We start from the raw sequence: 12,484 nt of genomic DNA on the forward strand, positions 1-12,484 counted from the left end.
TCACTGTTGGCAACTGCCCTATGGCGTGCATCGCGCGCTGCGGCGCCCAATCATTCAAATGACAGATCGATGATGGCGATCCGGTTAGGCTGATCGCACTACCCAGGTCCGATGTCGCATCCGCAGACAGCGCGGATGATCTTGCGGGCGGGTGGGAAATGAGGATGGGGTTTGAGGCGGTCGATCATGAAAGACGTAGTCAGGCTTCTCGATCAGCTCTGCCACGGCAAGCACGGTACGCAGGGGAAGCTGTTCCTGGTGAACGTGGCCGACACCTGCGAGCAAGAGTTGATGCGGCCACGCGCAACTCTGCAATATCTAAAAGATCTCGCGCGTCACATGGAGAAACATCCGGAGCAGCCGTTCTATAAGGCGCGAAAGGCGGTGTCTATGCGCGTCTCGGCGCGTGGTCAGCCGCGTTACCTTCGGCGCGCACGACAGCGCACCCAGGGGCTCAACGGGCATACGTTGCACAGTACCGTCGATTGGCACGTGTTCATCCAACATTGCCGCAAGGACGGCGAATTGCCCGAAGCGATTCCGCGAGCAGAGCCACCGACGAATCCCTCTGAGATGCAGCATGCTGTCCATGTGGTTCGGCTCGTTACCGCCATGCCAGGTTGGCACGCACCGCACGCCACCTTAGGACAGCCCATTGCAGCCGCCAATTGCTGGCTCGCCACGGATGGTGTGATCGAAGAGGACATCACGCCGCGCTATAGCCGCAGCCCGACGCCCGCAGATCGTGCACGTGACAAGCTCGGGCTGATTCATCATGGCAAAGGGGTGCATTTGTTGGCCTATCGATTCAGCGGACACTCGCTCACATCGATGAGTGATGTGCAGCTCGCGCGGCCAACGTTCGCGGATTTCGGCAACAGTCGCTTTCGTGTCATGCCGAACTGCAAGCGCAGTCGTGACATGTCGGCGCGGGGATGGGGCTGTACCGTCGATCTTGCATTGTTGTCGCAGGAGCGCCGCAAGACGATCGCGGGGAGTGCGGAACGCATCACACGGTCGCTGCCGCTGAATCAGTTGGACGGGCTCGAGGTGCGGTATCTCACGATGACGACCCAGAGTCGCGGTCGGGGAGCTCGAGAGAATGACCGAGCGTTCTTGGATCAGTTACTGGAGAAGCGTCGTTCGCTGATCAAGCGCAAGGGCGTGATCCTTAGTTACCTGCGGGCGCGCGGAGTCGCGGAATGAAGCAGGCCAATGGATCCGCGCTCAAGCGGTTGAATCAAAGCGATGCGGTGGCCATGGAGGCGTGGCTCAAACAGCGGCTGGTGGACGCCTATGGTCCACCGGGGACCGCCCGGGAGGAGGCCGAATCGTTCATCGAGTTCGGCATCGAGCGCAATGACACGCTCGTGCAGGCGCTCCGGCTCGTGTATCGAAAGCTGTCCGGTAACGCACGAGCGGCCTTCGTCGCTGCGATTGGCAATCTCTTCCGGCATGCACGGCGGCCTGAGTTTCCGACCCAGGGCATGCAGGACTTGATGGTGCTCATTGCAGTGACCGATGCACATCATCACCTGAGTGACTATGAGTCGGTGCTTGGCTCGGGGGCGTGGGGCGAGGAGATTCCGGAGCTGTTTTTCTACGCGATCGCCTCGCTCAAGTCCTTGACCAACGGTCGCGAGGCGCACGCGGCGGCACGCCGGCTGATCGGTTGCCGGCAGTTCCCGCTTGGCTACCTGTTCGATGCTTTCGAAGTGATGTTGGAAAGTGGGCAGGAGCATTGGGCCGACGATCTGCTGTATGTCGCACCGGGGCTCGAGCGGCTATGTGTACAGGTAGCGGCCTCGAACAGCGAGGCGCGTGGGCAATTGCTCGAGCGGCGATTGATCCGCTTGGTCGAGCAGATCGTGCGGGTGGTCACGCCGGAGCGTCTGGCGGCTGGGCTCAGAGACGTGACCGATCGTGAGGCGCGGGCGCTGAGCTTGGATCATGTGCTCGGTCGACTGGTGAAGCGTCTGGCGAAGGTTACTCATCGCGATGAGATCTCCGATCGGCTGATGCTCGATGTACCAGGTGCCAAAGTGCCGACGGCGATTACGGGGCTCTCCGCCACGGCGGAGGGCTTTCTGCGAACGCATTGCCGACCCACGATTGGAGTGCCCCAAGCACCGGCGAGGCCGAGCGTGATCCCCAAAAAGGCTGAGGTCCGCCGGCGTCTGGCAGAGGCCGAGGCAGTCATGCTGCAGATGAATCAGCTCTTCGTGTCGATCAGCCCTCTTGGGGCGGCGGAGACCACAGGAGTGCATGCACCATGAACTCATCGGCGACGTTGGATGCCGATGCCGATCGGACTGCGGTCGTCTACCGGACCGCTGGGGAGTTGCTGTTTCGCTGTGCCGGCTACTGGGAGGATGAGCAGCACCGAAAGGAGGACTGGCGTATTCATTACGTCGTCGACACTGACATTCTGGTGTCTTACCTCGATCCGAACAGCAACGGTCGCTACGCAGAACTGTTTGGCGAAAACCGCGAGCTGCCGAAGGTGCTGGTGCGCATGATGAGCGATTTCATCATCCACCGCCTGCAAAGTGGCGTCGAGGCCAATAGTCAGGAGCTTGGCCAACTGCTCGTCATCAGTCCGCACGATCAGGAATTGCATGGTCAGTTCCGTCGGGTGCAAGAGGATATGGCCGAGTGGATTCGGCGCGCCGAGAGCGAGGCCAAAGACGTGCTCGAACACGTGCGTCAGGGCGGCAAGAGTGAGCAACAGCTCGTCGAATTGCTCATCAAAGAGGCGACCGCGTTGATGGAGGTGTTCGAGCGCAGCGGTCCGTTCGAGAAAGCGCAGCGCTTCAGCAGAATCAGTGCATCGCGCCTCACGAATGTACAGCGCTATGTCGATCCTGCCACTGGCTTCACGTTCCCCACGCCACCGGAGGATCTCACTCATCCGGAGTTTCATGACTATGTTCATGGCTTCGAGCTGTGGCGGGAGCGACTCGCGGAAACTCGCGGCCGGGGCAAATCGGATTGGGCGGTGTCGAACGATGCGCAGGTGTTGAACCGGCTGTCGTGGATCAATCGTAAGATCGCGCCACAGCGGCGCCGACTGGTGCTGGTCACAGGCTCACGAAACATCTTTGTGGCTGCACGCCAGCCGCCGCGCGGCGCGTCGGACGCCGCGCCTGTTGCTGGGCTTACTTCCTCGGCGGATGGGGAGTATCAGCGGCTGTACCTGCGCCATCCGCAGGCGTTTCTCGGTCACTGGCAGTTCTTCGAAACGGAGAATCGATCCGACCAGGAAAACTCTACGGAGTTGCGCATCTTCAGCTGGTTGAATGTGCTCTACCCAAATCATATCGACCTGAGCGTTCCAGGAGCGATCCGACGGCGCGAGGAGCTCGCGCATGAGCTTGAACATTCGACAGCGCAAGAGTGGCGTCGGCGAGCACGAGAGTTACGCGCCATCGCCGCGCAGCGCGCTGGAGGTGAGCGCCCTCAGGACTACATCGATTCGATCATCAGTGAATGGGATCGGCAGGTCCGCGTCGTGGCGGTTGAGAAAGACATGTTTCAGGCCGTGGTCCATTCCCCGAAAACCAAGAGTGCACAGAAACTCCTGGGCATCTTGCGCATGCGTCTGGGCGATGACCTCATGCCCTTGTTACGCGACCTTGCCATCAATGCCGACAACTCTCGGGCATCACTGCTCATCTCGACGGTGGTGCTCAGTGAAGTCACGGAGCGAAATAACAAACCCTCGATACGAGGCGTCCCTGCGCTGCGCTTCGACGATGAATACAGCAGTATTCAGGCACGATGCAATCAACTGCAAGACGACATGTTCAACAACACGCTCGAGGTGGACCTGAAGAATCTGAACAGCGAGTTTGGGGGCGTCGATCCGGAGCAGTACCACGCGCTGGTGGTATACGCGTTGATCTATGCCATTCGCGGACATTGGCAAGGGACGCGTACGCTGTGCTTGAGCGCCTTGGCTGTCGTCGACGGCATCCCGCCGGGGGCACGTGCGAATCGAACCGGGCGTGAAGCTGCATACCTGCTCGCCGTGGCGGAGCGGCGCGTGGCGCGTGAAGCCTCCCAGTTGGACAACTCGCGCCGCTATCTGCAAATGGCCGAGCGACGTGAGCACCCGAACTGGCCGCGGGACGTGCGTTTCATGAGTGAAGAACTCGCGTGCGATGTGGCCGCGCTCGCCCTGGGGCGCCTGTCCCGTCGAAGCAAGGAAGTCACGTCCATTTCCGTTGGCTTGGTCGGTGCGATGCTGGATCGAGGCCAACGCATTCTCGCCCAACTGGATCAAGAGACTCTCGGACAGGTCCGCAACTGGGTCACGCGCCAGGTGTTCTCGAGCGTCCTTGGGCTGGCGCTGCTCGTCGAACTCGATAAACCCAATAGCACCCTGCGCTGGCAGGACGAGCTCAATCACGTGACCGCGATCTTCCGCAAGCGTCAGCTCGCGCCCGATGAGGCGGCCAAGTTCCGCGACGTTTACTCCGATGTGATCTATTGGGCGTCGCAAGCAGTCTACGACAAAGATGGCGGTCGCCGGCGCTTGGCGGCGGTACCCTTGGGCAAGGTTATCCCGGAGCGGTTTCCACTCGATCAAGACCGTGTCGCGGCGTATGTGACGGTCGGCAAACGCGCGGCAGCAGGCGCCACCAGGCGCTCCTGAGTCCACGGCGCTATCACATCGCCCCGTGTCTCAGTCCTTCCACCAATGTTTCTGCGTCCCTCAACCGCGCCCGCGCTCGTCCGCCGTGCACTACATCCACACTGGCGCGCGTCATCGCATCAATGGTCTTCCGCAACCAGCTCATTGCGAGATTGCGATGCTCCGCCTTCGCTAGCGTCCCATCGCCCTCGACCAGCCGCGCATGCGTCTTGCCCAACTGCATATACACGAGTCCTTCGTAGTACTGCGTCTCCGGCAATCCAAGGTCCGCACTCGGTGGCTGATCGCGTATCAACTTCTCTGCGACCGTAAGGCGCATCAACGCCTGCTTCGGCTCATTCATCGCCAGGAGCGCTGCTGAAATCTGCCCCAAGGCATGCGCCGCCGCAAGCGGCGCCTCGAAGTCTCCGGCATCTGCCACCCGGAACGTATCGAAGCGCCGATATGCGTCTTCAAACGAGGTCATCGCTTCGCGTGGCCGATCGAGTTTCAGCTGTGCCGTCCCCAATGCCATCAGCGTGTACGCAAGCCCACGCGACAGATCGCCGTTGCCGGGATCGGCATCCGCAAGTTCGTGTAGGATCGCCAGGCCCGCCGTCAAATAGTGCGCACTTTCCTCATAGCGCTCCGTGCGCTCCACCAGCGTGTAACCCACTCGATGGTGACTGAGCGCAAGATTGCGCCGCGCTTTGATCTCTTCGGGATCAGCGGCGAGCACCTCGCGATAGAGCGCTGCTGCGTGCAACAGCTGCGCCAGACCCTCATCGATCTGCCCGATAGACACGAAATGCCAGCCTTGGGAAAGATAGGCATTGCCCAGGCCGCGGCGATCCTCGAGCGTCGCATTCGGCGCGTTCGCAAGCGTGCTGGCAATCCGTGTCAGCTCGCGCAAATGCACCGTCGCCGCCTGTGGCTCGTTGTCTATGATCAGCAGCTCCGCAATCTTTCCGTGCGTTCGAAGCAACTCGCGCTGTAGCTCGACGCCGGCGCCATCCTGGCCAAGCAGGGATTCACGGGTGCGGATCACGATCCGGTAGCTTTCGATGGCGCCATCCGTATCGCCACCCACGCGTCCTTGGATATCCCCGATCTTCTCGTAAGCATTCGCCAGATCTCGTCGCACCAGCGGGTTGTCGCTCGTCTCCTTGGCGAGCTCCGATAAATGTTTCAGCGACGTATCGATCAACAGCTTCCTCGCCGTGATCGAGCCGGGCAGATTCTCGACCGCCCCATGCACCTCCGTCATGTAGCTATTGGCGAACTTGCGCACGATCTCGAAGTGACGCGCGGCGCGCTCACGCTCGGCATCTGCGATGTGAGCGAGCCAGAGTGTGATCGCGATGCCGCCGGTCATCGCGAGCGCGAACAGCGCCATCGCGGCCGTCGCGAAGCGATTGCGCAACACGAACTTCTTTGCACGATACGCGGCGCCATCGCTATGCGCGCGCACGGGAAAGCCGCGCAAATAGTTCAACAAGTCTTCGGACAGTTGCTCGACCGACCCATATCGATCCTCCGGCGCCTTGCTCAACGCCTTGAGGATGATGCGATCGAGATCTCCCTCCAACGCCCGTGCGAAGGGTCGATAGACTTCTCCCGCGCGGCGCGACGTCACGCTGGGTGGGTCCGGCGGCACCTCGCACAATTGTTTGACCTCCTCAGGCAGAAGCGCGCTGCGCATATGAAAGGGGAGGCGACCGGCGAGCAGCCGATACAACAGCACGCCCAACGAATACACATCGCTCGCCGTGGTCACTGGCTCACCGAGCAACTGCTCTGGACTTGCGTAGTCAGGCGTGAGCGCGATGTAGCCACTGCTGATTCGATCCCCGCCAATCCCCACCGCGCCCACCAGCGCAGGCGTCGGATTCAGCAACTTCGCGATCCCAAAATCCAGCAGCTTCAGCACCCCGCGCTCGGTCACGAGCACGTTGTTACATTTCAAATCCCCGTGAACCATCAAATGCTGATGCACGTAGTGCACGGCGCCGCACAGCGTGCGAACCAGATCGACGCGCTCGCGAACGCTCAACTGGTTGCGTTCGCAGTAAGCATCGATCGGCTGGCCCTGGATGTATTCCATCACCAAATAGGGCATGCCGTTGTCGGTCGTGCCGCCGTCGACCAGGTGCGCGATGTGTGGATGATTCAGCTGGGCGAGGATCTGCCGCTCGGCGCGAAAGCGCCGTAACAGCGACTCCGAATCGAACCCATGCCGCAGGAACTTGATCGCGACATCTTTCTGATACTGGTTGTCATCGCGAACGGCGCGATACACCTCGCTCATACCGCCGCGCTCGACTTCGCCCACGATGCGATACGGCCCGAACCGCCGACCGATCCAATTGATCGGTGGGGACGCGAGCCCCGCGCGTTGCGCGGCGGGCCGTTCGATGAAGCTGTCGGTGCTCGCGTGCGCCTTCAGCAGTGCGTCGACATCGTGCCGCAGGTCCTCGTCATCCCCGCACGCGCGACGGATGAACAGCTCGCGCTCGCGGGCGGGCAGTTCCACGGCCGAGTTGAAGACGTCCTTCGCACGGCGCCAGCGCTCGGCACGCATCAGTGATTTTTTCCAAGCTCACAGCGCAGCCAGGCGCGGGCGTGCATCCACTCGCGCTTGACGGTGGCATCGGAGATGCCCATGGCGTCCGCGGTTTGCTCGATGGTGAGGCCGCCGAAGTAGCGCATCTCGACGATCTGCGCCTGGCGCGGGTCGATCTGCTCCAGACGCTTCAGGGCTTCATCGATGGCCGAGACGTCTTCCTGGGTGTGCCCATCCAGATGCTGAAGGGCAGTGGGCGTCGTGTGATCGGCAGGCAGAGTGTCGTCTTCGAGGCAGCCTGCGCCGCCCAACTGATCCAAACTCACCGCCCGCGCGCCGCCACCGCGCTTGTCCGCAAGACGTGCTCGGGCGTGATCGACGAGAATTCCCCGCATCAACCGCGAGGCGAGTGCAAAGAAGTGCGAGCGATCACGCCAATCGATCGCTTGCTGATCGACCAGCCGGGCGAACGCTTCGTGGACGAGGGCGGTTTTCTGGATGGTGTGATCGGCTCGCTCGCGGCGTAGATAGCCTTGAGCGAGCCGGCGAAGGTCGTCGTAGAGCAGGGCGGTGAGCCGGGCGAGTGCCTGCTCATCGCCCTGATGCCATTGTACTAACAGCTGAGTGACTGGCTGAGGATTCGTATCGTCATTCCGGTTCATGCAGAGTATCGGCCCTGATCTGCTGCTAACCAGATGCTAGTTACTTCAAGTGCGTTTGACCCTTGGCAGCAAGTCCATAGTCGATTGACCCGCGGCGTGCTACGACGACGGCAAGAGAACCGGAGCGATCAGCTCCGGTTACTGGCTTTGCGGCCCACTTCGATGGTCTTGAACCCGGCATCGCCCCAGTTCATCACGAACACGCTGAAGCCCTGGCTCATGCGCATTTCGATCTGGTCCGGGGTGGTCGGGATGCCGCAAGCGACCTTGAACTCCTTGCAGGCGGACAGCACCGACTGAATCGCAGCTTCCCATGCCTGTTCGTCGACGACGCGCTTGCCATCCTCGCCCACGGTGGAGAACACCTGGCGCAGCGTGCCGGCACCCGGCCACAGCACGCCGATGCCTTCGACGGCGGCGATCTCGCGCACGTTCTTCAGGCCTTCCTTGCTTTCGACCACGACCCAGTTGATCAGCTCGCCCTTGGGATTCAGCGGCCACAGATCGGCCTTTGCGCGATACGCTTTTTCGCTCAAGCCCCAGTACTTCGGTGCTGAGCCCACGGAGTTGGCACGCGTGCCGCCTTGAGCGGGATAACGCATGGCTGCGATACCGCGCTTGACCTCTTCGGGGCTTTGGACATCGACGAACATGATGCCGCTGACGCCCAGATCGAGCTGCTCACCGATGTGTTTCGCGGCGAGCTCCGGATCGGGCGCGATCTCGTGAATCTTCACGACCATCGGATAAGCGATGTGCGGATAGGGCTTTTTGCTCAGATGATTTTCAGCGCTCAGCGCCTTGGCAAACGCGGTGAAGACGGGGAGGGTCTCCTCGTACTTGTACTCCATGCTGCCGTCGAACACGAAATCAGACAGCTTGTAAGCGACGGTTTCCTTCGCGAGCTGCGCCGGCGTCTTGTTCGGAATCGGTGCATCGGCCGGTGCGCCATACGGCCTGCGATTGTTCGGCGCGTACAAACCCATCACGGGCTTACCTTGCTCGATCAACCCGATCATCGGATTGAGTCGTTGCGTCGGCGCATCGGCCAGCGTGGTGGTGGCCGCGAAAGCGAGGCCAACAACAGAGGCGGCGCGCAGGCAATTGGACATGGCGTGAGCCATCGACATGGAAGGCATGATCTGGATTCCCCCGGGCGAACGTGCACGTTCGTGATGACATTGGTGTCGGATCTGACGCGCCGACGCCAGGTCGTGCGCGCATCTTCAAAGTAGCGCGTCGTCGCGTTCGACTTCAACCGCTTTGCGTACATCGCAGGTGTGGCGAAAACACCCTTGCGTAGGACCACCGTGCCAAACACGCAAAGTAATGTCGCCAAGTCGCGATTCGGCGCTCGATTCATGCTGCGACGTGGATCCCCGGCACACATTATCAGTAAATTCCTGCGACGCTACGCGCGTAGGATGTGCCGCGAAGTGAGGCATTGGCGCGAAACCTACGCGCCTGTGCCTCATCCTGGTGACTCATCTGCTGCGGCGGGCGTGGAATTCACCGGCGCAAGCCAAGCAGAAGAAGAATTTTCCTAATAGGGGGAATATGACGATGCATGATCGAAGCGCAGCACGTTCGGGCGACCGCCCAGTTTCTGCAGCTGTGAGACGGGCATTGGTGCCGACGAGTGCGTTGCTCGCGCTGACCAGTTTCGTTGCGATGAACGCTACGGCCCAGGAGGCGACTGGTACCTCTTCTGGCACGTCCCTCGAGACTCTCGAAGCCATCACCGTGACCGGTTCGCGCATCTCGCGTGCCGACGGTTATGAAGCACCGACACCCGTATCCGTGCTGGGTGCGGAAGATTTGAACAAGATGGCGACCGTGACCATCGCCGACTCCGTGAACCGCTTGCCTGCGTTTACGGGCAGCCAAACACCGCGTAATCGCTCCTCGAACATCAGCTCCGGCACCGCCGGCACGAACCTGCTGAACCTGCGCGGCCTCGGTGCCAACCGCACGCTGGTGCTCCAAGACGGCAAGCGCATGGTCGGTTCCTCGGTTGCCACGGGCACGCTCTCAGGCGCCGTCGACGTCAACATGATCCCCAGCGGCCTCGTGCAGCGAGTGGACGTGGTGACGGGTGGTGCCTCGGCCGTGTACGGCTCGGACGCGCTCGCAGGCGTCGTGAACTTCGTTCTTGATAAGGAGTTCACTGGCGTCAAGGGCAACGTCGATTACGGCGCGACCACCGCCGGCGACGGCGAGAACTACAAGTTCTCATTGACGGCGGGCACCAAGTTCGCCGACGGCCGTGGCCACCTGTTGTTCAGCGGCGAGTTCGCCGACGACAAGGGCATCATCGGCAACAATCGCAGCTGGGCGGACGATTCGTTCCAGTTGATGAACAACCCAAATGCGAATCAGGCTGGCCAGCCGTCGCTGCTCACGGTTCATAACGCCGGCGTTGCGAACGGCACTTACGGCGGCCTGACCTTGAGCTGCCAGACCATCACTCCGTACATCGACGCCCAGAGCGGCGATCCCGGCAACCGGCTCACACGCGCAACGGGCGCGTGCCCCTTGCGTGGAACTCAGTTCGTGACCGGCGGCGCGGCGCTTCCGTTTACGTTCGGCAACCCGCTGAGTGGTCCGGTCATGGAAGGCGGCGACTGGGAAGCCTCGCGTATCGATCGCGCGACGACCATCGCCCTGCCGCTGCAGCGTAAGACACTGTTCGGCCGCGCGAGCTACGACATCACCGATAACGTCACCGCGTTCGTCGACTTGCAGTATGGCAAGACCTGGTCGCACAACACGCAGGTCGTGCCCATCCTGAACAACGGCGGCAGCGTCTACGTTTACCAGGACAATGCGTTCCTGGCGCCGGAACTGCGGCAGGTGATGGTCGATAACAACATCGACGCCATCGAAATCGGCACGTTCAACGGCGACATGCACTACCTGCAGGGTATCAACGAGCGTGAGATGAAGCGTGGCGTGGTCGGTTTCGAAGGCAACTTCGAGCTCGGCGGCAAAGAGTGGAACTGGGATGCGTCCTACGTGCATGGCGAGCAGAACATCGTCTCCATGACGCCGACCAACCGCGTCAACGCACGCTACCTCGCGGCGATCAATTCGCGCGTCAATCCGACCACTGGCAACATCGAGTGCGGTCCGCGCGATGAATTCCTGCAGATCGAGGTCGATCCGAACTGCCGTGCCTACAATCCGATGGGTCTGGGCGTGAACTCGCCGCAAGCTCTCGGCTACGTCACCGACATGGGTTGGTCGGATATGACGCTGAAGCAGCAGGTCATCGCTGCCAGCATGAGCGGCGAGCCGTTCGAGAACTGGGCCGGCCCGGTGTCGATCGCGTTCGGCGGTGAGCATCGCAAGGAGTCGGCGGATGGCCGCGTGAGCGATCTGGACCAGGCGAGTGCATTCTTCGCGGGTAACTACAAGGCCACGATCGGTGAGTACACCGTGAACGAAGGCTTCGTGGAAACCGTGGTTCCGTTGTTGAAGGACGTGCCGGGTGCCGACACGTTGGACTTCAACGGCGCTGTTCGCTACACCGACTACAGCGAGTCTGGTGCCGTCACGACCTGGAAGGCCGGCTTGGTCTGGTCTCCGATCGAAGATGCGCGCTTCCGCTTCACCCGTTCGCGCGACATTCGCGCGCCGGGCTTGGGTGAGCTGTTCAACCGGGGCGCCGGTGGCACGGGCAACAACACCGATCTGGGGCCAGGCATGAACGGGGCGACCTATTTCATGCAGAGCCAGACCATCGGCAATCGTAACCTCAAGCCGGAAGAGGCTGATACGACTGGTGTCGGCGTGGTGCTGACGCCGCGCTTCCTGCCGGGCTTCACGATGTCGATCGACTACTACAAGATCGAGGTCGACGGCACGATCTACGTGCGCAACTCGCGTGAAATCATCGAAGGTTGCTACCTCAGCAACAATCAGCAGCTGTGCTCGCAGATCAATCGCAATGACGCGGGTTTCATCGATGTGATCACCAGCTACCCGGAGAACATCGTGGGTGAGACGGCGAGCGGCTTCGACATCGATGCCACTTACCGCTTGCCGGTGGGCCCTGGCGACTTGACGTTGCGTGCGATGGGTACGATCGTCGACAAGCTGGAGACGACCAGCGCCACGGGTGTAAAGATCGATGGTCGCGGTGTGAACTCGGACGACGCCGGCATCAACCTGGGTGCCAACCTCTCCGGCCCGAGACATCGCTTCCTGCTGTCGGCGGGTTACGACTGGAATCCGGTGTCGGTGACGTTGTCGATGCGTGGTATCAGCTCCGGTAAGTACAACAACGGCTTCCTCGAGTGCGCAGTGGGCAGCTGCCCGACGCTCGCTGAGGCGCAGGCGCTGGGGTACAACAACACGATCAACAACAATCGGATCGACTCCGCGCATTACTTCGACCTGGCTGTCAACTACAAGCTTGACACCCTGGGCGAGCTGTACTTCGTGATCGAGAACCTGACCAACGAGGATCCGGCGAAGGTCGCGGGTGGCCGCGGCGCTGGCTTCTACCAGGGTCAGTCGAACGTGACGCTGTACGACCGCTTCGGCACCATGTTCCACGGCGGCGTGCGCTTCCAGTTCTAAAAAACAGCAAGTAAGAAACGCGAGCGGGGCGGGCCCAAT

7 protein-coding genes are annotated in these 12,484 nt (G+C 61.5%); 4 read left to right on the top strand and 3 right to left on the bottom strand.

The window, feature by feature from the left end; translation table 11 throughout:
- Positions 1–186: 186 nt before the first annotated feature.
- Genes D0550_RS25135 through D0550_RS25145 form a run of 3 tightly spaced genes read left to right on the top strand, consistent with a single transcriptional unit; the run spans position 187 to position 4,657 of the window.
- Positions 187–1,206: a hypothetical protein gene (locus D0550_RS25135; RefSeq protein ID WP_116811956.1), complete on the top strand. Its 1,020-nt coding sequence runs from the start codon at positions 187–189 to the stop codon at positions 1,204–1,206.
- Entirely contained in the window at positions 1,203–2,276 is a 1,074-nt protein-coding gene (locus tag D0550_RS25140) for a hypothetical protein (protein ID WP_116811957.1), read from the top strand. Before D0550_RS25135 ends, D0550_RS25140 begins: the two co-directional genes overlap by 4 nt.
- Positions 2,273–4,657, top strand: coding sequence for a hypothetical protein (locus D0550_RS25145; RefSeq protein ID WP_116811958.1), 2,385 nt, complete (start codon positions 2,273–2,275; stop codon positions 4,655–4,657). Before D0550_RS25140 ends, D0550_RS25145 begins: the two co-directional genes overlap by 4 nt.
- Before the next feature lie 13 nt (positions 4,658–4,670).
- Here D0550_RS25145 and D0550_RS25150 read toward each other — a convergent pair whose 3' ends face one another.
- The 3 genes from D0550_RS25150 to D0550_RS25160 all read right to left on the bottom strand — a co-directional run bounded on the left by D0550_RS25150 (position 4,671) and on the right by D0550_RS25160 (position 9,000).
- Positions 4,671–7,217 (bottom strand): serine/threonine-protein kinase, encoded by a 2,547-nt coding sequence (locus tag D0550_RS25150; RefSeq protein ID WP_116811959.1) that lies wholly within the window; start codon positions 7,215–7,217, stop codon positions 4,671–4,673.
- Positions 7,217–7,861 (bottom strand): sigma-70 family RNA polymerase sigma factor, encoded by a 645-nt coding sequence (locus D0550_RS25155; RefSeq protein ID WP_116811960.1) that lies wholly within the window; start codon positions 7,859–7,861, stop codon positions 7,217–7,219. Before D0550_RS25155 ends, D0550_RS25150 begins: the two co-directional genes overlap by 1 nt.
- Before the next feature lie 128 nt (positions 7,862–7,989).
- The gene (locus tag D0550_RS25160; protein WP_116811961.1) at positions 7,990–9,000 is read right to left on the bottom strand and encodes an aldolase/citrate lyase family protein; all 1,011 of its coding nucleotides are present in this window, start codon (positions 8,998–9,000) and stop codon (positions 7,990–7,992) included.
- 490 nt (positions 9,001–9,490) lie between these two features.
- Between D0550_RS25160 and D0550_RS25165 the strand changes: the two genes are divergently transcribed.
- Positions 9,491–12,445: a TonB-dependent receptor domain-containing protein gene (locus tag D0550_RS25165; protein WP_161966041.1), complete on the top strand. Its 2,955-nt coding sequence runs from the start codon at positions 9,491–9,493 to the stop codon at positions 12,443–12,445.
- Positions 12,446–12,484 lie beyond the last annotated feature (39 nt).

The sequence above is a fragment of the Steroidobacter cummioxidans genome, assembly GCF_003104955.1.